Source organism: Mesorhizobium sp. M1078 (genome assembly GCF_040318615.1).
Classification (GTDB): domain Bacteria; phylum Pseudomonadota; class Alphaproteobacteria; order Rhizobiales; family Rhizobiaceae; genus Mesorhizobium.
This window is the reverse complement of the sequence record NZ_JAMYMP010000002.1, coordinates 155,927-177,538: the sequence shown is the minus strand read 5'-3', so window position 1 is coordinate 177,538 and position 21,612 is coordinate 155,927. Positions and strand designations below refer to the sequence as shown.

The 21,612-nt window shown below is 63.1% G+C and carries 22 protein-coding genes; 5 read left to right on the top strand and 17 right to left on the bottom strand.

The genetic code is table 11. The features are described from left to right. Positions 1–12: 12 nt before the first annotated feature. The 14 genes from NKH38_RS05030 to NKH38_RS04965 form a co-directional block, all read right to left on the bottom strand. Positions 13–645, bottom strand: a complete 633-nt coding sequence (locus tag NKH38_RS05030; RefSeq protein ID WP_023819024.1) for a sarcosine oxidase subunit gamma — start codon at positions 643–645, stop codon at positions 13–15. After that, on the bottom strand, positions 623–3,604 hold the full coding sequence (locus NKH38_RS05025; RefSeq protein ID WP_352762490.1) for a sarcosine oxidase subunit alpha: 2,982 nt from the start codon (positions 3,602–3,604) through the stop codon (positions 623–625). Before NKH38_RS05025 ends, NKH38_RS05030 begins: the two co-directional genes overlap by 23 nt. A gap of 199 nt (positions 3,605–3,803) precedes the next feature. After that, a complete protein-coding gene (locus NKH38_RS05020; protein WP_352760900.1) occupies positions 3,804–4,079 on the bottom strand; it encodes a sarcosine oxidase subunit delta in 276 nt (91 codons plus the stop codon). A 10-nt stretch (positions 4,080–4,089) separates the two neighbouring features. Continuing rightward, a complete protein-coding gene (locus tag NKH38_RS05015; RefSeq protein ID WP_352500547.1) occupies positions 4,090–5,343 on the bottom strand; it encodes a sarcosine oxidase subunit beta family protein in 1,254 nt (417 codons plus the stop codon). A 36-nt stretch (positions 5,344–5,379) separates the two neighbouring features. Continuing rightward, positions 5,380–6,687 (bottom strand): type III glutamate--ammonia ligase, encoded by a 1,308-nt coding sequence (gene glnT / locus NKH38_RS05010; RefSeq protein ID WP_023668553.1) that lies wholly within the window; start codon positions 6,685–6,687, stop codon positions 5,380–5,382. A gap of 29 nt (positions 6,688–6,716) precedes the next feature. Continuing rightward, positions 6,717–8,045, bottom strand: a complete 1,329-nt coding sequence (locus NKH38_RS05005) for an FMN-binding glutamate synthase family protein (RefSeq protein ID WP_023668552.1) — start codon at positions 8,043–8,045, stop codon at positions 6,717–6,719. A gap of 6 nt (positions 8,046–8,051) precedes the next feature. Then, the gene (locus NKH38_RS05000; protein WP_023668551.1) at positions 8,052–8,780 is read right to left on the bottom strand and encodes a GltB/FmdC/FwdC-like GXGXG domain-containing protein; all 729 of its coding nucleotides are present in this window, start codon (positions 8,778–8,780) and stop codon (positions 8,052–8,054) included. A gap of 4 nt (positions 8,781–8,784) precedes the next feature. Beyond that, positions 8,785–9,681, bottom strand: coding sequence for a class II glutamine amidotransferase (locus tag NKH38_RS04995; protein WP_023668550.1), 897 nt, complete (start codon positions 9,679–9,681; stop codon positions 8,785–8,787). A gap of 84 nt (positions 9,682–9,765) precedes the next feature. Next, positions 9,766–10,083: a hypothetical protein gene (locus NKH38_RS04990; protein ID WP_023668549.1), complete on the bottom strand. Its 318-nt coding sequence runs from the start codon at positions 10,081–10,083 to the stop codon at positions 9,766–9,768. Continuing rightward, the gene (locus tag NKH38_RS04985; RefSeq protein ID WP_023704841.1) at positions 10,080–10,769 is read right to left on the bottom strand and encodes a hypothetical protein; all 690 of its coding nucleotides are present in this window, start codon (positions 10,767–10,769) and stop codon (positions 10,080–10,082) included. The genes NKH38_RS04990 and NKH38_RS04985 overlap by 4 nt, the downstream gene beginning before the upstream one ends. Before the next feature lie 42 nt (positions 10,770–10,811). After that, complete coding sequence (locus NKH38_RS04980; RefSeq protein ID WP_023668547.1) at positions 10,812–12,206, bottom strand: APC family permease; 1,395 nt, start codon at positions 12,204–12,206, stop codon at positions 10,812–10,814. Positions 12,207–12,220: 14 nt separating this feature from the next. Then, the gene (locus NKH38_RS04975; RefSeq protein WP_023668546.1) at positions 12,221–12,382 is read right to left on the bottom strand and encodes a hypothetical protein; all 162 of its coding nucleotides are present in this window, start codon (positions 12,380–12,382) and stop codon (positions 12,221–12,223) included. Positions 12,383–12,409: 27 nt separating this feature from the next. Further along, complete coding sequence (locus NKH38_RS04970; RefSeq protein ID WP_023668545.1) at positions 12,410–12,787, bottom strand: hypothetical protein; 378 nt, start codon at positions 12,785–12,787, stop codon at positions 12,410–12,412. A gap of 28 nt (positions 12,788–12,815) precedes the next feature. Then, the gene (locus NKH38_RS04965) at positions 12,816–13,202 is read right to left on the bottom strand and encodes a hypothetical protein (protein WP_245261080.1); all 387 of its coding nucleotides are present in this window, start codon (positions 13,200–13,202) and stop codon (positions 12,816–12,818) included. A gap of 184 nt (positions 13,203–13,386) precedes the next feature. On the opposite strand from NKH38_RS04965, the gene NKH38_RS04960 reads away from it, so the two are divergent. Genes NKH38_RS04960 through NKH38_RS04945 form a run of 4 tightly spaced genes read left to right on the top strand, consistent with a single transcriptional unit; the run spans position 13,387 to position 17,171 of the window. Beyond that, the gene (locus NKH38_RS04960; protein WP_023668543.1) at positions 13,387–14,520 is read left to right on the top strand and encodes an aminomethyl transferase family protein; all 1,134 of its coding nucleotides are present in this window, start codon (positions 13,387–13,389) and stop codon (positions 14,518–14,520) included. Between the two features lie 42 nt (positions 14,521–14,562). After that, positions 14,563–15,159: a dimethylamine monooxygenase subunit DmmA family protein gene (locus NKH38_RS04955; RefSeq protein WP_023668542.1), complete on the top strand. Its 597-nt coding sequence runs from the start codon at positions 14,563–14,565 to the stop codon at positions 15,157–15,159. After that, positions 15,156–16,121 (top strand): PDR/VanB family oxidoreductase, encoded by a 966-nt coding sequence (locus NKH38_RS04950; RefSeq protein WP_352760887.1) that lies wholly within the window; start codon positions 15,156–15,158, stop codon positions 16,119–16,121. Before NKH38_RS04955 ends, NKH38_RS04950 begins: the two co-directional genes overlap by 4 nt. A gap of 9 nt (positions 16,122–16,130) precedes the next feature. Next, positions 16,131–17,171, top strand: a complete 1,041-nt coding sequence (locus NKH38_RS04945) for a heme-dependent oxidative N-demethylase family protein (protein ID WP_023735617.1) — start codon at positions 16,131–16,133, stop codon at positions 17,169–17,171. A 165-nt stretch (positions 17,172–17,336) separates the two neighbouring features. Here NKH38_RS04945 and NKH38_RS04940 read toward each other — a convergent pair whose 3' ends face one another. After that, complete coding sequence (locus NKH38_RS04940) at positions 17,337–18,047, bottom strand: helix-turn-helix domain-containing protein (protein WP_023687066.1); 711 nt, start codon at positions 18,045–18,047, stop codon at positions 17,337–17,339. A 267-nt stretch (positions 18,048–18,314) separates the two neighbouring features. On the opposite strand from NKH38_RS04940, the gene NKH38_RS04935 reads away from it, so the two are divergent. Continuing rightward, positions 18,315–19,673, top strand: a complete 1,359-nt coding sequence (locus NKH38_RS04935) for a trimethylamine monooxygenase (protein ID WP_023819016.1) — start codon at positions 18,315–18,317, stop codon at positions 19,671–19,673. A 41-nt stretch (positions 19,674–19,714) separates the two neighbouring features. Here the strand turns inward: NKH38_RS04935 and NKH38_RS04930 are convergent, their stop codons facing one another. Then, a complete protein-coding gene (locus tag NKH38_RS04930; protein WP_352760882.1) occupies positions 19,715–20,509 on the bottom strand; it encodes a hypothetical protein in 795 nt (264 codons plus the stop codon). 297 nt (positions 20,510–20,806) lie between these two features. After that, positions 20,807–21,607: a hypothetical protein gene (locus tag NKH38_RS04925; RefSeq protein WP_023825993.1), complete on the bottom strand. Its 801-nt coding sequence runs from the start codon at positions 21,605–21,607 to the stop codon at positions 20,807–20,809. Positions 21,608–21,612: the final 5 nt, after the last annotated feature.

Below are 21,612 nucleotides of genomic sequence, written 5' to 3'. Positions count from 1 at the left end.
GAAACTATCGAGCTAAAGCTCCTCGGAATGCCCGATAGCCACACCATACTCCGCAGCCGAATCCAACATCGTGTGCCACAGACTTTCGGCAAACGTCGCAAACACCAGGAGGTTGAACACCGCCTGCCCATCCGCCTTGTCACCACCACGCCAGAGCGTGACGCTGGTGTGATCCATCGAGGTCGCGGCAGCAGCGCCAACCGGAAACGCATCGGGATGCAAATCAATCGACGACAGTTTCGCCAGCATGGCGCGCGCCTTGAGGCCGCAGATGCTGATCAGCACGCGTGCATGCGATTGGTCGGATAGCGAAGCGGAAGATGCAAAGGTCTGAGCGAGCACCTCAGTCCTGCCACCCTTCGACAGGACAAAAAACTGATCCGGTCCCGACCAGATCAGCGTCGCATCAGCGGTGCCAACTGCCTTCGGCGTTTCCGGAGCCGCGACGCCGAAACGAGCGTTCGCGGCCTCGGCCAAATCACCCGCCTTGCCGCGCCGTGCCATCACCTGGACGAGGTCGAAATTGCGGATCTCGGTCAGCGACACACCGGCATCGCCTTGCGGGCCGCAAGCGCCAGGAGCGAGCGCGCGCTCGAGCGGGCTGCGAACATCCCAGAAAAAGTCAGCCACGCTGGCGCCCTCCATCGGGATCGTAGAAGACGGGATTGCAGAGTTCGATATCGTAGTCTTCACCGCGCAGCGGATCATGCGCGTGGACGATCTCGCCGATGCGTTCGCGGCCGCGCTCGACAAGGCCGAGACCGATCCACTGGTCGAGCGTCGGCGAGAAGCAGACCGAGGTGACGTAGCCCAGGTCGTTATCAGGCCCGGGCGTCTGGCCCTTCGGGATGATGTGCGCGCCGGAGCGCAGGCGGCGCGCCTTGTCGACCGGCTTGATGCCGACCACGACCTGCCGGTCCGGCGCCACCAGCGCCTCGCGGCCGGCCATGACGCGACCGATGAAATCCTTCTTGGTCGACATCATCTTGCCGAGGCCGAGATCGGCGGCGGTCGTCGTGCCGCTCAGTTCCGGTCCGGCGACATGGCCCTTTTCAACGCGCATGACGCCGAGGGCTTCTGTGCCATACGGCGTCACGCCGAACGGTTTTCCCGCCAGCATCAAATTGCGTGCCATCGCTTCACCGTAACGCGCCGGCACCGAAATCTCGAACGCCATCTCGCCGGAGAAGGAGATGCGGAACAGCCGCGCCTTGATGCCGCCGCGCAAAGCGACTTCGCGCACGCCCATGAATGGAAAACCTTCGTTCGAAAGGTCCTCGGCAGGGTCGACGATTTCCTTCAACAGGTCTCGCGTCCTTGGCCCGGCAATCGAGAATTGCGCCCACTGGTCGGAGACCGAGGTCAGTTGCACGTCGAGTTCGGGGAATAGCACCTGCCGGCAGAATTCGAGATGCTGCATCACCAGCCCGGCCTTCGCCGTGGTCGTGGTGAGGAAATAATGGTCATCGGCCAGCCGCGAGGTCGTGCCGTCATCATAGACGAGGCCGTCCTCGCGCAGCATCAGCCCGTAGCGGGCTTTTCCCACGGCAAGGTTTGAGAAGGTGTTGATGTAGACGCGGTCGAGGAAGGCGCCGGCATCGGGGCCGTGCACATCGATCTTGCCCAGCGTCGACACATCGCAGAAGCCGACGCCGCCGCGCACCGCCTTGACCTCGCGGGTGACCGATTCCAGCCAGTCTTTCTCGCCGGCGCGCGGATACCATTGCGCGCGCTTCCACAGGCCGGTGTCGACAAAAATCGCGCCTTGTTCGGCCGCCCAGTGATGCGACGGCGTCAGCCGCGTCGCATGGAAATTTTCGTCGCGATGGTGGCCGGCAAAAGCGCCGATGGCGACCGGCACGTAGGGCGGGCGATAGATGGTCGTGCCCGTCTCGTGAATGGATTTGCCCGTTACCGCCGCCATGATGGCGAGGCCGGCGACGTTGGACGTCTTGCCCTGGTCGGTCGCCATGCCGAGCGTGGTGTAGCGCTTCAGGTGCTCGACCGATTCAAAACCCTCGCGCTGCGCCAGCTCGACGTCGGACGCGGTGACATCATGCTGCTGGTCGACGAAAGCCTTGCCTTTGCCAGCGACATGCCAGAGCGGGGTCAGCGAGAACGCCTCGTCGTCGGCGACCGGTGCCGATCCCGCATTGCCGATCCGGCTGGCGTCATGCGCCGCTGCGGCGCCGGCCTCGAAACCTGCGCGCAGGCAGGCGCCTAGCCCGAAGTCACCATTAGCCGCACCTGCGGCGACCATACCGGGCGGCGCGCCGTCCGGCACGAAGGCGGCGATGTCGTCGCGCCATTTCGGCCGGCCGCGATGGTATGAGGTCAGCCCGACCGCCGGATTCCAGCCGCCGGAAACGGCAAGCCCGTCGGCCTCGACCTCGGCGCGCGCGCCGCCGGTCAGCGACACCGCTATTTTTCTTACGCCGTCCTTGCTGCCGTCGACGCCGCTGACCGAACCATGCAGCACGGTGAAGCCGTTCCTGGAAGCGAGAGAACGATGGGCAGGCGAGACGTCAGGCCGCGTGTCGACCACCGCCGCGATCTGCAGTCCGGCGCCGAGTGCCGTCTCGACCGTGCGCCAGCCATCCTCATTGTTGGTGAACAGCGCGATCCGCTTTGCCGGCGTCGCCGCATAACGTGTGACGTAGGTGCGGATGGCGGACGCCATCATCACGCCGGGCGTGTCATTGCCGGCAAAGACGATGGGACGCTCAATCGCGCCGGCGGCGACGACGCAGCGCTTGGCCACGATGCGCCACAGGCGCTGGCGCACCTGATGCTGGGGCGGCACCGGCAGATGATCGTTGACCCGCTCGATCGCGCCATAGGTACCGCCGTCATAGACGCCGAACAGGGTCGTGCGGGTCATGATGCGGACATCCGGCATCGAGCTGAGCTCGGCCAGTGTGCGCGACAGCCACTCCGCGGCCGGCAGACCGTCGATCGTGCCGCCATCCGACAACAGACGGCCGCCGGGCGCAAAATCTTCTTCGCACAGGATGACGCGCGCACTGCTGCGGCCTGCAGCGAGTGCGGCGGCGAGACCGGCCGGACCGGAGCCGGCGATCACCACATCGCAATGCGCCCAGGCCTTGTCGTAGTGATCCGGATCGGGGGTGACCGCCGCGCGACCCAGACCCGCGGCGCGTCGGATCGCCGGCTCGTAGACCATTTCCCAGAATTTTGCCGGCCACATGAAGGTCTTGTAGTAGAAGCCGGCGACGAAGATCGGTGCGAACAGCTGGTTCACCGACATCACATCGTGGCGCAGCGAGGGCCAGCGGTTCTGGCTTGCCGCTTCGAGGCCTTCATAGAGTTCGGCCGTCGTGGCCTTGGTGTTGGCCTCGCGCCGTGCGCCGGTGCGCAGTTCGACCAGCGCGTTGGGTTCTTCCGAGCCCGCAGTCAGAATGCCGCGCGGACGATGGTATTTGAACGAGCGGCCGACCAGCTTGACGCCATTGGCGACCAGCGCCGACGCCAGCGTGTCGCCCTGGAAGCCGGAGAGGCTCTTGCCATCGAAGCGGAAGTTGAGCGGCGCCGAGCGGTCGATGAGACCGCCGGATGTGAGACGATGGGATTGGCTGGAACTCACGATGGCCGGCCTCTCATCGATCCAATGCCAGGCGGGACCGTCGCGCTCTTCACCCTCCCCCTTGTGGGGAGGGTCGCTGCGCAGCAGCGGGGTGGGGGTGCGGCACCGACCCCCACCCGGACCTGCGGTCCGACCTCCCCACAAGGGGGAGGTAGGGGGCTGGCGCTTTTCGCGACGGCTACGATTTCGACAGGATAGCTCATTTCGCCACCTGCCTCGCCCCGGCGCCCGCCGCCGGCTCCACCGCCGAGATCTCGTGCGTCAGCGTGTTGCGGGTGACCTTCAGCCAGGCCCGGCAGCCACCGCCGTGATACCAGTTCTCAGCCACCACGCCGGCGACATTGTCGCGCAGATAGACGTAGTCGTAGACAGCATCCTCGCCGGCACCCGCCGCCGGCCGCGCCGGCTTGGCGTCGCCGAGATAGCTGAACTCGCCGAGTTCGCGTTCGCCGCAGAAGGGACAGACAATACGCATCTCGCCAGCCTCAGTGCAGGTTCGGTTGGGCGCCCTGGCCCTTTTCGTCGATCATGGCGCCAGTCCGGAAGCGGTCGAGGCGGAAACGAGCCGCCTCCTTGTGCGTTTCGTCACGCGCCAGCAGATGGGCAAAGACCAAGCCCGACCCCGGCGTCGCCTTGAAGCCGCCATAGCACCAGCCGGCATTGAGGTAGAGCCCGTCGACCGGCGTCTTGTCGATGATCGGCGAGCCATCCATCGACATGTCCATGATGCCGCCCCACTGGCGCAGAAGCCGCACGCGGCCGATCATCGGGATCAGCGCCATGCCGCCCTCGCAGACATCTTCCATGACAGGCAGATTGCCGCGCTGGGCGTAGGAATTATAGCCGTCGATGTCGCCGCCGAAGACCAGCCCGCCCTTGTCGGACTGGCTGACATAGAAATGCCCGGCGCCGAAGGTCATGACGCCAGGAATGAGCGGCTTGATCGCCTCCGAGACGAAAGCTTGCAGCACATGGCTTTCGATCGGCAGGCGCATGCCCGCCATCGCTGCGACACGCGACGATGACCCGGCGACTGCCATGCCGACCTTGCCGGCGCCGATCTTGCCGCGCGACGTCTCGACGCCAGTCACCTTGCCGTTGCCGTCCCGGACAAAGCCGGTGACCTCGCAGTTCTGGATGATGTCGACGCCGAGTTCGCTCGCCGCATGGGCATAGCCCCAGACCACCGCGTCATGCCGCGCGGTGCCGCCGCGGCGCTGCAGGAGGCCGCCCTGCACGGGAAAGCGCGCATGGTCGAAATTCAGGAACGGCAGCATCTTCTTCAGCGCTGCCTGGTCGAGCAGTTCGGCATCGATGCCATTGATGCGCATGGTGTTGCCGCGCCGCGCATAAGCGTCGCGCTGCGCATCGGAATGATAGAGGTTGAGGACGCCGCGCTGGCTGACCATGGCGTTATAGTTGAGGTCCTGCTCCATCCGCTCCCAAAGCTTCATCGAAAGCTCGTAGAAGCCGGTATTGCCGGGCAGGCCGTAATTGGAACGGATGATGGTGGTGTTGCGGCCGGCATTGCCGGAGCCGATCCAGCCCTTTTCCAGCACGGCGACGTTTCTGATGCCGAACTCGCTGGCGAGGAACCAGGCGGTGGCGAGCCCATGGCCGCCGCCGCCGATGATCACCACATCGTAGTGGTCCTTGGGCGCCGCATCGCGCCAGGTGCGCTGCCAATTCTTGTGGCCGGAAAGGGCAGCACGGGCGAGCGAGAAGATCGAATATTTCATCAGGTCATTCCGAGGTCGCTCGCACAGCGGGGACGATTATATGTCCAGCGTGTGGTCGCGCTCCCATTGCGTGAAGTGCGAAGCATAGGAATTCCATTCCTGGTGCTTCAGCTTTAGATAAGCCGACGAGAATTCCTCACCCAGCGCCGCCTTGAGCGATTTGTCCTTGTCGTATTCGCGAAGCGCGTCGAGCAGATTGAGCGGCAGCTTCGGCGCGCCTTTCACCGTGTGGCCGTTCTGGTACATGTCGATGTCGTAGCGCTTGCCGGGATCGGCCTTGGAGCGGATGCCGTCGAGACCGGCGGCAATGATGACGGCCTGCAGCAGATAAGGGTTTGCGGCGCCGTCCGGCAACCGCAGCTCGAAGCGGCCGGGGCCGGGCACGCGCACCATGTGGGTGCGGTTGTTTCCGGTCCAGGTCACCGTGTTCGGCGCCCAGGTGGCGCCCGAAATGGTGCGCGGCGCGTTGATGCGTTTGTAGGAGTTCACCGTCGGGTTGGTGATGGCGGCCAGCGCCGAGGCATGTTTCATGATGCCGCCGAGGAAATTCTTGCCCTTGGCCGACAGGCCGAGTTCCATCGCGTTATCGGCAAAGACGTTGACCTTGCCGGCCTTGTCCCAGACCGAAATATGGGCGTGGCAGCCATTGCCGGTCAGGCCCTGGAAAGGCTTTGGCATGAAGGTCGCGCGCAGGCCGTGTTTCTCGGCCACCGACTTGACCATGAACTTGAAGAAGGAGTGCTTGTCGGCGGTGGCGAGCACATCGTCGAAGGCCCAGTTCATCTCGAACTGGCCGTTGGCGTCCTCATGGTCGTTCTGGTAGGGGCTCCAGCCCAGCGCCAACATGTGGTCGCAAATCTCGGCGATGACATCGTAGCGGCGCATCACCGCTTGCTGGTCGTAGCAGGGTTTTGAAGCCGTGTCGTATTTGTCGGAGATGACGCTGCCGTCCGGCGAGATCAGGAAGAACTCTGCCTCGACGCCAGTCTTGACATGCATGCCGTCAGTGGCGGCTTCCGCGATCAGCCGGCGCAGCGTGTTGCGCGGCGCCTGCTCGACTTCCTTGTCGTCCATGATGCAGTTGGCGGCGACCCAGGCGACATCGGGCTTCCACGGCAGCTGGATCACCGAATCCGGATCCGGCACCGCCAGCATATCAGGATGCGCCGGCGTCAGGTCGAGCCAAGTGGCGAAACCGGCGAAGCCGGCGCCGTCCTTCTGCATGTCGGCGATCGCCTGCGCCGGCACCAGCTTGGCGCGCTGGCCGCCGAACAGGTCGGTGTAGGAAATCATGAAATATTTGACGCCGTTCTCTTTGGCGAATGCGGCGAGATCGTTCCCCATTATAGTTCCTCGCTTATTTTGATGTGTTTTTAGAAGCCGTTTTTCCCCGGTATCCAGTTGGTGCCGGCCAGCGGCACGCCGGCCATGGCGGCGGCTTCGATGGTGAGGGCTACGAGATCCTCGGGCTCGAGATTGTGCAGGCTGTTCTTGCCGCAGGCACGCGCAATGGTCTGCGCCTCCAGCGTCATCACCTTGAGGTAGTTCGCGAGACGCCGTCCCGCGGCGACCGGATCAACCCGCTTCATCAGTTCGGGGTCCTGCGTGGTGATGCCCGCGGGGTCGCGGCCCTCGTGCCAGTCGTCATAGGCCCCGGCGGTGGTGCCGAGCGCATTGTACTCCGCTTCCCAGCGCGGATCATTGTCGCCGAGTGCGACCAGCGCTGCCGTGCCGATCGACACCGCGTCCACGCCGAGCGCCAGCGCCTTGGCGACGTCGGCGCCATTGCGGATGCCGCCGGACACGATCAGCTGCACCTTGCGGTGCATGCCGAGATCCTGCAGCGCCTGCACCGCCGGCCTGATACAGGCAAGCGTCGGCTGGCCGACATTTTCGATGAACACTTCCTGCGTCGCCGCCGTGCCGCCCTGCATGCCGTCGACGACGACGACATCGGCGCCGGCCTTCACCGCAAGTGCAGTGTCATAATAGGGGCGGGCGCCACCGACCTTGACGTAGATCGGCTTTTCCCAGTCGGTGATCTCGCGTAGTTCGAGGATCTTGATCTCGAGATCGTCCGGCCCGGTCCAGTCGGGATGGCGCGAGGCCGAACGCTGGTCGATGCCTTTCGGCAGCGTGCGCATTTCGGCAACGCGATCGGAGATTTTCTGGCCAAGCAGCATGCCGCCACCGCCCGGCTTGGCGCCCTGGCCAACGACCACTTCGATGGCGTCGGCGCGGCGCAAATCCCTGGGGTTCATGCCGTAGCGCGACGGCAGGTACTGGTAGACCAGTTGCTTGGAATGGCCGCGCTCTTCCTCGGTCATGCCGCCGTCGCCGGTGGTGGTCGACGTGCCTGAGAGTGTGGCGCCACGGCCGAGCGCTTCCTTGGCCGGGCCGGACAGCGACCCGAAGCTCATGCCGGCAACGGTGATCGGGATTTTCAGCTCGATCGGCTTCTTGGCATAGCGCGAGCCCAGCACCACCGACGTGTCGCACCGCTCGCGATAGCCTTCCAGCGGATAGCGCGAGATCGAGGCGCCGAGGAACAGCAGATCGTCGAAATGCGGCAGCTTGCGCTTGGCCCCGGCGCCCCTGATGTCATAGATGCCGGTCGCCGCGGCGCGGCGGATTTCGGAAAGCGTGTAGTCGTCGAAGGTCGCGGATTTGCGCGGCGTCGTCGGCGGGTTCTTGTAGGTCATGCTGCCTCAATACGCGTCGGCGTTGTCGATATTGAAATTGTAGAGCGTGCGCGCCGAGCCGTAGCGCTTGAATTCCGACGGCTTGACGCCGGTGACGCCGGCGCGGTCGAGCAGTCCCTGCAGCAGTTCGATATGCTCGGGCCGCATCTCCTTGGCGATGCAGTCGGCGCCCAGGCTTTCGACCTTGCCGCGCACGAACAGCCGCGCTTCGTAGATGGAATCGCCAAGTGCGTCGCCGGCATCGCCCAGCACCACCAGATTGCCGGACTGCGCCATGAAGGCCGACATGTGGCCGATATTGCCGTGCACGACGATGTCGATGCCCTTCATCGAGATGCCGCAGCGCGACGAGGCGTTGCCCTCGATGACGAGCAGCCCGCCCTTGCCGGTGGCGCCGGCATACTGGCTGGCGTCGCCCTTGATGACGATCGAGCCCGACATCATGTTTTCGCCGACGCCAGGTCCGGCCGAGCCGTGCACGGTGATGGCAGCGCCGTCATTCATCCCGGCGCAGTAGTAGCCGACGCTGCCGCGCACATCGATGCTGACAGGCTGGTCGACGCCGACCGCAACCGAATGGCTGCCCTTCGGGTGCAGCACTTCCCACGCCGTTTCGTTGGAGCCGGGCGTCAGATTGTGAAGCGCCTGGTTGAGCTCGCGCAGCGACGACACATCAAGATCGAAGACCCGGGACGCCTGGTCTTGCGCCGCCTTCGAAAGTTTGGTTGCCGGCATGGGCTCAATGCTCCCAGAAATAGACGGTTGCGGGTTCCGGCTCCCAGACCCTCGCATTGTCTATGCCGGGCAGCTTGGTCAGCGCCCGATATTCCGAGCCAAAGGCGACATACTGGTCGGTCTCGGCCATGACGGCGGGCTTGCAGGCGATCGGATCGCGCACCACGCCGAAACCGTTCTTGGTGCCGACGACGAAGGTGAAGAAGCCGTCGAGGTCGGACAGCGTGCCTTCCAGCGCCTCGCCGAGGTTCTTGCCATGCGCCATCTGCGAGGAGAGATAGGCGGCGGCGACCTCGGTGTCGTTCTCGGTCTCGAATTTCATGCCCTCCCGCACCAGCTCACGCCGCACATTGTTGTGGTTGGACAGCGAGCCATTGTGCACCAGGCACTGGTCGGCGCCGGTCGAGAACGGATGCGCGCCCATAGTGGTGACGGCCGATTCCGTCGCCATGCGGGTATGGCCGATGCCATGCGTGCCGGTCATCGAGCGGACGTCGAAGCGGTCGACGACCGCTTCCGGCAGACCGACTTCCTTGTAGATTTCCACCGCTTCGCCGGCGCCCATGATGCGCACGTCGGGGCGGATTGACTGCAGCGCTTCGCGCGCGGCATCGACCTTGTCGGGCGCGGTTCTCAACACTGCATGGGTGGACTTCACCGCTATGCTCACCGGCGCGCCGATGGCCTTCGCGAGTTCGGCGTCGAGGCCGCGGAAATCGCGCTCGGGCTTCGCGGACTGGATGGTGATCTTGGCTTCATTCCTGGAAGGCGCGCCATAGATGGCAATGCCGGCGCTGTCGGGGCCGCGATCGCTGAGCGATATCAGCATCTGCGACAGCATCGAGCCGAGCTGCGGCTCAAGCGACTTGTCTTTCAGAAAAAGTCCGACGATTCCACACATGTCAGCCTCCCGACGTTACCACTAGACGATGATGTATCGAATGCGTCGTGCGAATTCAATCGTATGAAAAAAATATTCCTGTAGTTACGTATCCGGCTCGATGCGGCCTTGTGAACTATCGCCGCCGTCGCGGGCGCTGTGAATCCATGTGGCGGTGCGGATGCGGGCTATTCTGTAGGCATCGAGGATCGACAGCGCATAGATCAGGAAGCCGCCGGCGTGGCGGCCGACGAAGCTGGCATCGGCCGGCGCGATCTTGGCCGTCACCCAGGCGAGGATCACCATGAAGAACAGGAACTGCAGGCCGCGCACGGGCACGCCCAGAATGACGTGGCCGCTGGCCGGTAAGACGATGGCAGCGCCGAGCACCAGATACGGGTTTGTCGGTGCGGGTGCGCTCATGCGACCTGCCTTTCCTGTCGGTTGATGGCATCGCGCAGCACTGAGGCCGAGGTCAGCAGTCTCTCGACCAGCGTTGGATCCAGCCTTGCGCCGCCGAATGCGGCCTGCCGGAACACGCCGTAGCGCGCCCGCTCGGCCTCGGCCAGCAGCCAGACGATGCGCACGCCGTTCGGGGTGATCAAGAGTTCCTTGGCGCGGCCTTCGGCAAAGATGTCGAGATGGCTGGCGATCAGGTTCTGCGGAAAGCGCGCCGCCCTGAGGTCGGTTCGCAGCACGGCTTCAGCCGGAAATCCCGGAGCCTTCGGCAGCGTATGCTGAAGATGATCGAAATTGGAGAAGGTCGTCGGCGAGCCCGGCCGCATCATCATGTCGAAGGTCGCCGGCACCGCAACCGGCTCTGTGATCGTGACACTCAACCATCGCGCCGGCAGCTTTCGCGTTGCCAGCGTGTCGACGATGGTGCGCAGCTGCACGCGCTGTCCGTTCCATGTGCCGGCCCAGGTGACAACGCCGGCTGTGCCATCGGAGACATCAACGGCATCTGTGATGACGGTCCGGATGCTGGCTGCCTCGGCTGCAAGATCAGCCTTGGCCTTTTTGCGGCTGGCGCGCGTATGCCAGGCGAGGTGCAGGACGAGAGCCACGGCGACCGCCCCGGCCAGCAATGCTGTCGTCACGTCAGACACCTCGTCACGCCATGCCCGCCCAGACCGGCAGGCCCTCTCCTGTCAATAGCCCTGCGGCTTCGGCCACGGCATGGTGAACTGGTCGCCGCGGCGCACATAGCGGTAACGGTAGAAGTGGAACCACAGCGAGATCAGGAAGTAGAAGGCGACCATGGCGATCAGCTGCGTGCCGTAGCCGAGGAAGATCGCAAAGAAGGTCACCACGCAGAGGCAAAACAGCACGATCGCCGGGATCGGGTGGAACGGGTGCGTATAGCCGCGGCGGATCGTGCCCAGCGGCCACTTTTTGCGGAACATCATGATGTTTATGCTCATGAAGGTGTATTGCAGCACGCCCGACAGGATTGAGAAGGTGATCGCCTGGTTGAGGTCGGCGATGAAGGCGAAGGCGAGCGCGATCGGCAACAGGAACAGGATCGAGCGATAGGGCGTGCGGTATTTCGGGTGCACGGCCGAGAACCATGTCGGCAGATAGCGGTCGCGTCCAAGCGAGAACCACGCGCGGGCCGCATCGTTGATACAGCCATTGGCCGACGCCAGTGCCGCGAGCAGCGTGGCGACGAACAACAGGTTTTCCAGCAGCGGGCTGCCGGTCAGCTTGCCGGCGTCCCACAAGGGATAATAGGTGATACCGAGGTACTCCCAGGGCATCAGCGAGGCGCAGACATACCAGGTCATGGCGGCGGCGATCAAAAGCGTGATCATGCCGGCCATGGTGCCGTAAGGCAGCGAACGCGCCGGCGAGCGCACTTCCTCGGCGGCCTGCGTGGTGCCTTCGATGCCGAGATAGTACCAGATGCCGAACTGGAAGGCCGCGATGACGCCGATCCAGCCATAGGGCAGCGCATTGCCGGGGGTGACCAGTTCGTTGAGCTTCAGCACAGCACCCTGCGTCCAGGGGCTGACCGAGAAGAACAGGATAACGATCGAGACATAGGCTATCGCCGTGATGACGAAGTTGACGTTGAGCGTCATCAGCACGCCGCGATAGTTCAGCCATGCCAGCACGACGATGGTGGCGGCAATGAAGGAGTTGTGGGTGAGCCCTTCGACGCCGGCCTTGGCGACGATGGTGTCGCCGAGCAGGATGGCGTCCGAAACCTCCAGCATGGTGTAGGCAAAGACCAGGAACAGCGCGACGTTGAAGGCCATCAGCGGCCCGACAATGTGCTTGGCCTGCGCGTATTGGCCGCCGGCGGCGGCAACCGTCGATGTCACCTCGGAGTCGATCATGGCGACCGAAGTATACAAGAGCCCGACCACCCAGCAGACGATCAGCGCCGCCAGTGCGCCGCCCTTGTCGGCCGAGAAATTCCAGCCGGTGAATTCGCCGACCAGCACGATGCCGACGCCAAGCGCCCAGACATGGGCCGGGCCGAGCACGCGTAGCAGTGAAACCCTGTCGCCGTGTATTGCCGGTTCAAGCGTGATCGTCATTGTTCAATCCCCACTCAGATCCGGTGTTTTTCGGAAGCGGCTTCAAGCTCGCCTTCGCGCGAGGAAGTCAGCACCTCCTCGGAATAGGTCGTGTCGATCTTGAACCAGTCGTAGAGCATCCACAGCGCAAGCACGACCGAGATGCCCCACGATGCGTAAGAGAGTGCGACCCACATGAGCGTGCTTCCCCAAAATCTCTGGCGTTACTTGTCGTCGAACTTTTCGTTGATGACGTCGCGATATTCGCGGTCGGAGGCGCGGAACAGGAAGACGAAATAGCCGATCAGCACCGCCGCCATGATGATCAGCGTCGGCCAGTCGATGATGTAGTGGAAGCGGTTCTGGATGATGTCGTGCGCGGTCTCCGGCGTATAGCCGAGCTTTTCCCAGATCGAGGCCATGGTCGGGTTCTGTCCCAACGCTTCCCAGGTTTTGGCATCGAGCGCGTCGATGGATTTCGCCGCACCCGCCAGGCCGAGTTTCAATGGCAGCCACAGCGCCACGAAAATGGCGACCACGACGACCACGATATCGAAAATCTGCCCGGCCTTGCCTTGTTCCGGCGGCGTGTAGCGCGACATGACTTCTACCCCTCAGGACGTTCTGTTTTCAGGACTTGCGGTTGCGGGCCGCGTCGGCGTTCTTGATGTCGAGACCGTAGATGAAGTCCTTGTCTTCCTTGTAGTGATTGACCATCGCCAGGATGGCGGCCGTATTAAAGATCAGCACGGCGGCGGCAGCGATAGCGACGACGATCTTGATCCCGGTGTCCGGGATGTAGGGCCATGTCATGACAAGCACGAAGAGGATCGTCGCCCAAAGGCAGATGATCAGGAGCGCGGATCCGCGCAGGTCGGAACGGTACAGCGCTTCGATGCGCTGCTGCAGGTCTGACATCGGTTTCCCCTTTTCCAGCGCCCGACCCCGAATTGGCCGCCCGCTGCCCTCTTTCAACAGAGTGAAATTTTTTTCATAAATTCGGGCCGAATCCAGCAATTGTCAAGCCGATTTTACGTTGGGTTAACCGTTTGTCCCCAGCCGCGAATTTTGCCTGACAATGAAATTATTTGCTTCCGGGTATTGCGGCATCAGGACGTTTGCGATCAATATTCGACCAAATGCTCCCGCCTCGCGCAGGGAGCCGGGAACACAATAGAATTTTCGAACGGAGGATTTGCGGATGACGGCATCCTGGAGATTTTCGACCCTGGCGGATCGCCATCGCGCGTTAGGCTCGAAGCTCGAAGACTGGAGCGGCATGGGCACCGCCTGGACCTACGACAAGGACGCCGACGAGGAATACACCGCCATCCGCACCAGGGCCGGGCTGATGGATGTGTCGGGCCTGAAGAAGGTTCACATCACCGGGCCGCACGCCTCACACCTCATCGACCTGGCAACGACGCGCGACGTGGAGAAGATCTATCCCGGCAAGTCGGCCTATGCCTGCATGCTGAACGAGGCCGGAAAATTCACCGACGACTGCATCCTCTACCGCACCGGGCCGAACGCCTGGATGGTGGTGCACGGCTCCGGCACCGGCCATGAGGAATTGCAGCGCGCTTCCGTCGGCCGCGACGTATCGCTGCGCTTCGACGACAATCTGCACGACCTGTCGCTGCAGGGACCGACCGCGGTCGACTATCTCTCAAAGCATGTGCCGGGCATTCGCGACCTCAACTATTTCCATCATATGCAGACGCAGCTGTTCGGCTTTCCCGTCATGATCTCGCGCACCGGCTATACCGGCGAGCGCGGCTACGAGATATTCTGCCGCGGCCAGGACGCCGGCACGATCTGGGACAGGATCCTCGACGAGGGCAAGAGCGCCGGCATCATTCCGTGCCGCTTCACCACGCTCGATATGCTGCGCGTCGAAAGTTATTTGCTGTTTTATCCCTATGACAACTCGCAGAAATATCCGTTCGAGAACGAAGGCCCCGGCGACACGCTGTGGGAGCTCGGCCTCGACTTCACCGTCAGCCCCGGCAAGACCGGCTTTCGCGGCGCCGAAGAGCATTACCGCCTCAAGGGCAAGGAGCGCTTCAAGATCTACGGCGTGCTGCTCGACGGCAAGCAACCCGCGGATGAGGGCGCGCCGGTCTATCGCGACGGCAAAAAGGTGGGCGTGGTCACCTGCGCCATGTATTCGCCGCTGGTCGAGAAATCGATGGGCATCGCCCGCCTCGACGTCGACTGCGCGGTCAAGGACACCAAGCTCGAGATCCGCAACAAGAGCGGTTCGATCAGGGCGACGGCGCAGCCTCTGCCCTTCGACGATCCCAAAAAGACCAAGCGCACGGCGAAAGGCTGAGGCACAATCGACAGCGAGGGGTTTCGAGGTACGAAGTAGAGAATGGCAGCCAAAACGATCATCAGCCGGCCCATTTACGGAACCCTGTCCCCGCAGCCCGGCAAGCATCATCTTTTCGTGGCGGATGCGGAAGGCGCGCTGGCGATCGTCGATATGGCAAGGACGGCGCCCCCCGGCTTCTTCGACGGCGCCGAAATCGTCTTCATTCCCGGGGCCGACGGCAAGCACGTTGCCGCTCTTGAGGCACTGAAGTCCGCGCAATTTCATGTCGCGCCAACCTTCGCCAGCCTGCTGCCCCGGCTGAAGCAGACGCTTGCCAACGCGCATATGGGCCTGCGCCTCTATCTCGCCGGCACCGAAGGGCTGATCGGCCAGGCCATGCAGGTGGCGCTCGAAGCCGGCATCGATCATACGTCCATGCAGACCGAGCATCGCGGCTCATTGGCGCGGCGCATGCAGTGCGTGCATTGCAAAGGCATCACCGAAAATGTGACGACGCAGCCGGCCACCTGCGCGCATTGCGGCCTGCTGCTTCTGGTGCGCGATCATTATTCGCGACGGCTGGCAGCATTCCAGGGCGTCTGCATAAATGCCGAGGATCGCTCGGAGATCCCTCCCATAGAGGAGGTCTTCCCATGAGCACCGGCACCACCAAGCTCGATGTCGTCGTCAGCGACGTCGTCCCGGTCAACGAACTGGTGACGCGCTTCCATTTCCGCCGCCGTGACGGTGAGCTTTTGCCGACCTTTTCCGGCGGCGCCCATGTCGTGGTCGAGATGCGCGATGGCGACCGCACAAGGCTCAATCCCTATTCGCTGATGGGATCGCCGCTCGACACCCGCGAATACACCATCTCGGTGCGCCGCGACGATGTCGGCCGCGGCGGCTCGTTGTTCATGCACCGGAGCGTCAAGCCTGGCCTGGAGATGGTGGTCAGCTACCCCGTCAATCTGTTCTCGCTCGACCTCAGGGCAAAGAAGCATCTGATGCTTGCCGGCGGCATCGGGATCACGCCGTTCATGGCGCAGACCGCGCAGCTCGCCGGGTCCGGCGGCAATTTCGAGCTGCACTACACCTGCCGCACCGCCTCGCTCGGCACCTATGCCGATGTGCTGCAGGAGCGCTATGGCCGTCGCGTCCGGCCCTATCACGACGACCGCGACGAGCGCATCGAACTCGACCGTCTCTTGTCCTCGCAGCCGCTCGGCACCCATCTCTATGTCTGCGGCCCGGCCGGCATGATCAACTGGGTGCGCGAGCGCGCTGCGGCTCTCGGCTGGCCGGCGGAGACCGTGCACTACGAGCATTTCGCGGCACCCCAGCCCGGCCTGCCGTTCGACGTCACACTTGCCGTCAGCGGCAAGACCATCCGCGTCGGCGAGCAGCAGAGCCTGCTCGAAGCGATCGAGGCCGCCGGCGTCGATCCGCCCTATCTCTGCCGCGGCGGTGTCTGCGGCCAGTGCGAGACCAACGTCGTCTCGTATGACGGCAAGTTCATCCACAACGACCACTGGCTCAGCGAGGAAGACCATCGTTCCGGCTGCAAGATCATGCCGTGCGTGTCGCGCTTCGAAGGCAAGTCGCTGGTCCTGGAAAGATAGGAGGCCAGCTTGGGCATCACCTTTCGCAAGGAAACGTTTCGCGACGATTTCACCTTCAGGAACAGCCCGGAACACATCAGGCGGTTTCCGTTCCCGTTCCACGAAGACGCCTACATGTATGCGGTCAACATCGAGCCGCATGTGGTTGGCCCCAAGGGCAGCGTTCTGGAAAACCTGATCGACGTCGACGAGCACTATGTCGCCGAGATGCAGGACCGTGCACTGGTGCTGGCCGACGATCCGCTGCGCTGCCAGTCGCTGCCGCATATGACGCTGGCCGGCTGGGACCTGCTCGAACTTTTGATGGAGCAACAGGCACTTGGCTATCCCGAGCATTTCACCCTGACCCGCGACGGCGACCGCTGGCGCTGGATCAACCGGCCGCTCGGCATCGACGACACCTTCACCTTCGGCGACACCTCGACACTGCCTTACGGGCCGATGGAGTACATCACCCGCCAGAGCCAGGGTGATTTCTGCATTCTCGATCAGCGCGACGGCAATCTTTGGATGGACGCCGGCATGGTCACCACTCAGGCCGACTGGTCGCTCGATTTCGACATCGGCATGAATTTCTTCGAATGGCACGCGCCGGTGCCGTTGGCGCATGAAAAGGGCATTTTCGTCAGGGCGCTGAAGTTCCTCACCAACATCCAGCAGGGCAAGCCGGCGCGGCGGCTGAACTGGACGATGACCATAAACCCGCGCCTCGACACCAGTCCGGAGAATTACCACAAATGGGGCCCGGACCGCGCGACGGTAACGCCCGAAAATGTCGCCGACAAGGTGCATCTGCGCGTCGAACTGCAAAGCTTCTGGCGGCTGCCGCGCTCGAACGGCATCGTCTTCCCGATCCGCTGCTATCTCATCAAGATGGACGAACTGGTGACACAGCCGAAATGGGCAAGGCGACTGCACCGGGTGATCCGGGATTTGCCGGAAGAGCTGGCCACCTACAAGGGCCTGACGCGGTATCGGCCGACATTGGTGGAATGGCTGTCGAAGCTGGATGATGGCAGTGCGACGTCACCGGGGTTCGGGCCGGACTAAAGGCCCCCTCATCCGGCCGCTGCGCGGCCACCTTCTCCCCGAGCGGAGAAGAGATCGCCAGCGCCGACGCCAGACTCCTCTCCCCTCGGGGAGAGGTCGGATTGCCCCGAATTGCTCTTGCAATTCGGCCTTGGCAATCCGGGTGAGGGGGCTGCGGCGGTCCGACTACCCCGCGCTCTGCGGATAGCAAATAATCGACAGATACCGCATCGGAAGTTTCGTCAGTTGCTCCGGCCCGTGCGGCGCGTCGGCGTCGAAGAACAGGCTGTCGCCCGGCTTCATCGGATAGAGGTTGCTGCCGTGCCGGTACACCACCTCGCCCTCCAGCATATAGAGGAATTCCATGCCCTCATGCTGGAAGGTCGGGAACACATCCGAATCCTCGGTCAGCGTAATCAGATACGGCTCGACGACGACGCCGCTGGTGTTGGAGCCGATATGGCCGAGCAGATTGTATTGATGGCCGGCGCGGGTGCCGCGGCGTTCGACATCTAGCCCTTCGCCGGCCTTGACAAAGACGGCGCTGCGCTCTTCCTCGAATCGGCGGAAGAAGGCGGTGACGGGAACGCCGAGCGCCCTCGACAGCGCCTGCAGTGTGGTCAGCGACGGCGAGGTGATGCCGTTCTCGATCTTCGACAGCATGCCCAGCGAAATATCGGTGGCGACGGCGAGATCGGCGACGGTGATGCCGAGCTTCTTGCGGAAGGCGCGCACCTCGCGCCCGATCGCCACCTCCAGCACTTTTTCGCGGGTGTCGCGAATGGCATGCGGGTTCTGCGTCAGCGGCGCGCGGATGGTTTTTCCGTCCACGGAGGCCTTTGCCGGTGGCTTTGCCCTTGTCGAAGCAGTCTTGGAGTCGGAACTTGTCTTCGCCATCTCGCCTCCGAATCCCCCTGATTATTTCACTCCAGGTGAACATATTCGGTGCCGATACAGAAACGCAACCGCGCAGCAAGCCCCTTAAGTCGAATGGTGTCCGAACAGGATTTACGCCGTCATCCGTTTTTCCGGAAATCCGCTGGGGCGAAACGCGGTTTCTCCACAAGGCCTGTTGACAGCATCCAAGAGGCAATTACTGTCCTGTGAGTGAAATTTGTTTCGTAAGAGCAATTCCAAAAATCGAATGACACCGGGAGGCCTGCCATGAAAACGCGCGTTGCCGTCATTGGAGCGGGGCCATCCGGTCTGGCCCAGCTCAGGGCCTTCAAGTCGGCTGCCGACAAGGGCGCCGAGATCCCCGAAATCGTCTGCTTCGAAAAGCAGTCGGACTGGGGCGGCCTGTGGAACTACACCTGGCGCACCGGCCTCGACGAGCATGGCGACCCCGTCCACGGCTCGATGTACCGCTACCTCTGGTCGAACGGACCGAAGGAATGCCTGGAATTCGCCGACTATACGTTCGAGGAGCATTTCGGCCGCCCGATCGGATCCTACCCGCCGCGCGCCGTTTTGTGGGATTACATCAAGGGTCGCGTCGAGAAATCAGGCCTGCGCAAATGGGTGCGCTTCAACAGCCCGGTGCGCATGGTCACCTTCTCGGACGAGAGCAGGAAATTCACTGTCACCGCGCATGACCGCACCAACGACGTCACCTACTCCGAAGAGTTCGACAATGTCGTCGTCGCTTCCGGGCATTTCTCGGTTCCCAACGTTCCCTATTTCGAAGGCTTTTCGACCTTCAACGGCCGTATCCTGCACAGCCATGATTTTCGCGACGCCATGGAGTTCAAGGGCAAGGACATACTGATCATCGGCCGCTCCTATTCTGCCGAGGACATCGGCTCGCAATGCTACAAATACGGCGCCAGATCGATCACCTCCAGCTACCGCTCCAAGCCGATGGGGTTCAAATGGCCGGAGAACTGGAAGGAAGTGCCGCTGCTGCAGAAGGTCGTCGGCAAGACGGCGCACTTCAAGGACGGCACCACAAAAGATGTCGACGCCATCATCCTGTGCACCGGCTATCTGCATTCCTTCCCGTTCCTTACGGAAGAGCTGAAACTGAAGACCGCCAATCGCATGTGGCCGGACGGGCTCTATGAGGGCGTCGTGTGGGAGAAGAACCCGAAACTGTCCTATATCGGCATGCAGGACCAGTTCTACACTTTCAACATGTTCGACGCCCAGGCTTGGTTCGCCCGTGACGTCATCATGGGCCGCATCAAGCTGCCGTCGGTACAGGCGATGGCCGAGCACGGCGCCAAGTGGCGGGCACGCGAAGAGACGCTGGAAGACGCCGAGCAGATGATCTGGTTCCAGGGCGACTACACCAAGGAATTGATGGACCAGACCGACTATCCCGGTTTCGATGTCGAGGCGGTCAACCAAACCTTCATGGAATGGGAGCACCACAAGGCGGAAGACATTATGAGCTTTCGCGACCACGCCTACCGCTCGCTGATGACCGGCACCATGGCGCCATTGCACCATACGCCCTGGCTGCAGGCGCTGGACGACTCGATGGAAAGCTATCTTCAGGTAAAGGGCGTCGCGGCGGAATAGGTCGGCGTGATGCAAAACAATGCGCCGGCACCGGCCCGGTTTCAATTCAGAGGGTAGTCGGGAGCCGCATCGGTCTCCGTCACCTTGACCCACACCAATTCGCTATAATAGGCGCCCTCCGGGCCGGTGCCGTACATAGACAGCCTGTCAGCCATCAGCAGATGTGTCATGTCGTTGAGTGCCCGGCCGGTCGGCTCCTCGGGCCAGGCGAAGACGCCGTCGGTTTTGGCGCCGAACCTCACATCGGTGCAGCCGAAATCGATCTCCACCTTCCACGACAGCAACGGCCTGATATCGCTGGGCGGCGGGCGCGGCGGATCGGGCTGCTCGAAGTGATGGTCGACCGAGACTCTCGTCGGCACTGCCGGCGTGATGCCTTTGGCTTTGAAGGAGGCGATGGCGTCGTCGCCAAATCGTGCGAGCAGGCCAGCGTGCCATAACCGGTAGGTCGCGCGGAAAAAGCCGCTGACCCGGATAGATTTGCCATCGTTGTTGAAGACGTTCACAGCGGCGTAGAAACGGCGCAGTCGTGGCGCCAGCGCCCGCCAGTCGCATTCGGCCGGTGTCCCCGGCGTCGCGATGAAATCGTCAAGCAGATCGCTGCCGCGCACATTGGCGTTCAGCACCGTGCAATCCTCACCATGGATATGCCAGTGCCGCCGGAGCTCGGCTGCTGCGATGCCGGGCTTGCGCAGCTCTTCCACCGAGGCGCGAACCCGAGCAATCGCGTAGGACGTAGCCGCATCCAACGTCTCAAACCCCGAAACCACATGCTCGCCGGTCATGGCCATGTCGAAGACGACGACAGTAAAAGGCGGTTCGCGCTGATCGGGCATTCGGCAGCAAGCTCAGGCTGGTCGAGGATGAAGCAGCTTTCCGCGCGAAAATGCGTCAAAGTCAAGAGCTGGAGCGCGGCCTGCCATTTCCAGAAGAGGCGAACTCCAGAAGAGGCGAAACCGTTCTATCCGAGCCGTGCTTGAGCTTTCGCGGCTCAGGGGTCGAAGACCGACCGCGATGATGTCGATGGCATGCTATTACCAGCCCCCGAAAATGCCGCGACCCTGGACCGTGCGATGAACACTTCCTGGCCGAGATCGCGTGTGCCGGCCACGGGGCAGGTGATGATCATCACTTCAATCCAGCGGATAGTCGGGAGGCGCCTCCGTCTCGGTCACTTTGGCGGTTAGTATCTCGCAGTCATTGGCCCAGTCGGGGCCATCGCCGCGCATGGCCATCATGTCGGCCATCAGCAGGAACTGCATGGTTCTGAGCGCCCAGTCGGTCGGCTCTTGCGGCCAGGCGAAGATTCCGGCGGCGTCGCCACCGAACTTCACGTCGTGGCAGACAAAACCGACCTCGACCTTCCAGGATCGCAGCGTCAAGCCTGGCGGCGGGTAGGGCGGGTCGGGAAGCTCGAAGTAATTGGCGACCATGAGCTTCGTCGGCTCCGCCGGCTCGATCCCCTTGGCTTTGAAGGCGGCAATGGCGTCGTCGCCAAAGCGCTCGAGGAGGCCGTCTCGCGTCAGCCTGTAGATCGAGCGAAAGAAGCCGCCCGCCCAGACGGATTCGTTGTTGCCGTTGGAGATCAGCAGCGAGGCGCGGAAGCGGCGCAGCCTGGGCGCCAGCGCCTGCCAGTTGCACTCGGCTGGCGTCGCCGGCGTCGCAATGAAATCGTCGAGTAGATCGCTGCCGCGCACTCCGGCGTTCAGCACCGAACAGTCTTCGCCATAGAGCTGCCAGAGCTGGCGAAGCTCAGCAGTGGCGATGCCGGGCTTGCGCAACTCCTCCACCGAGGCGCGAACCCGCGCAATGGCGTAGGACGTCGCCGCCTCCAGCGTCTCAAACCCCGAAACTACGTGCTCCCCGTCCGGCTCGCCGGTCTTGGCCATGTCGAAGACGAGTACGGCAAAAGGCGGTTCGCCGGGATTGGACATTCAAC

What these genes read in the sequence shown, in the direction of transcription:
- NKH38_RS05020 (WP_352760900.1), bottom strand. Translation starts at nt 4,079, where the DNA reads ATGCGTATTGTCTGTCCCTTCTGCGGCGAACGCGAACTCGGCGAGTTC.
- glnT (WP_023668553.1), bottom strand. Translation starts at nt 6,687, where the DNA reads ATGGGGAACGATCTCGCCGCATTCGCCAAAGAGAACGGCGTCAAATAT.
- NKH38_RS04925 (WP_023825993.1), bottom strand. Translation starts at nt 21,607, where the DNA reads ATGTCCAATCCCGGCGAACCGCCTTTTGCCGTACTCGTCTTCGACATG.
- NKH38_RS04975 (WP_023668546.1), bottom strand. Translation starts at nt 12,382, where the DNA reads ATGTGGGTCGCACTCTCTTACGCATCGTGGGGCATCTCGGTCGTGCTT.
- NKH38_RS04940 (WP_023687066.1), bottom strand. Translation starts at nt 18,047, where the DNA reads ATGGCGAAGACAAGTTCCGACTCCAAGACTGCTTCGACAAGGGCAAAG.
- NKH38_RS04950 (WP_352760887.1), top strand. Translation starts at nt 15,156, where the DNA reads ATGAGCACCGGCACCACCAAGCTCGATGTCGTCGTCAGCGACGTCGTC.
- NKH38_RS04960 (WP_023668543.1), top strand. Translation starts at nt 13,387, where the DNA reads ATGACGGCATCCTGGAGATTTTCGACCCTGGCGGATCGCCATCGCGCG.
- NKH38_RS05015 (WP_352500547.1), bottom strand. Translation starts at nt 5,343, where the DNA reads ATGAAATATTCGATCTTCTCGCTCGCCCGTGCTGCCCTTTCCGGCCAC.
- NKH38_RS04990 (WP_023668549.1), bottom strand. Translation starts at nt 10,083, where the DNA reads ATGAGCGCACCCGCACCGACAAACCCGTATCTGGTGCTCGGCGCTGCC.
- NKH38_RS05000 (WP_023668551.1), bottom strand. Translation starts at nt 8,780, where the DNA reads ATGCCGGCAACCAAACTTTCGAAGGCGGCGCAAGACCAGGCGTCCCGG.
- NKH38_RS04995 (WP_023668550.1), bottom strand. Translation starts at nt 9,681, where the DNA reads ATGTGTGGAATCGTCGGACTTTTTCTGAAAGACAAGTCGCTTGAGCCG.
- NKH38_RS05005 (WP_023668552.1), bottom strand. Translation starts at nt 8,045, where the DNA reads ATGACCTACAAGAACCCGCCGACGACGCCGCGCAAATCCGCGACCTTC.
- NKH38_RS04955 (WP_023668542.1), top strand. Translation starts at nt 14,563, where the DNA reads ATGGCAGCCAAAACGATCATCAGCCGGCCCATTTACGGAACCCTGTCC.
- NKH38_RS04935 (WP_023819016.1), top strand. Translation starts at nt 18,315, where the DNA reads ATGAAAACGCGCGTTGCCGTCATTGGAGCGGGGCCATCCGGTCTGGCC.
- NKH38_RS05030 (WP_023819024.1), bottom strand. Translation starts at nt 645, where the DNA reads ATGGAGGGCGCCAGCGTGGCTGACTTTTTCTGGGATGTTCGCAGCCCG.
- NKH38_RS04930 (WP_352760882.1), bottom strand. Translation starts at nt 20,509, where the DNA reads ATGCCCGATCAGCGCGAACCGCCTTTTACTGTCGTCGTCTTCGACATG.
- NKH38_RS04970 (WP_023668545.1), bottom strand. Translation starts at nt 12,787, where the DNA reads ATGTCGCGCTACACGCCGCCGGAACAAGGCAAGGCCGGGCAGATTTTC.
- NKH38_RS04980 (WP_023668547.1), bottom strand. Translation starts at nt 12,206, where the DNA reads ATGACGATCACGCTTGAACCGGCAATACACGGCGACAGGGTTTCACTG.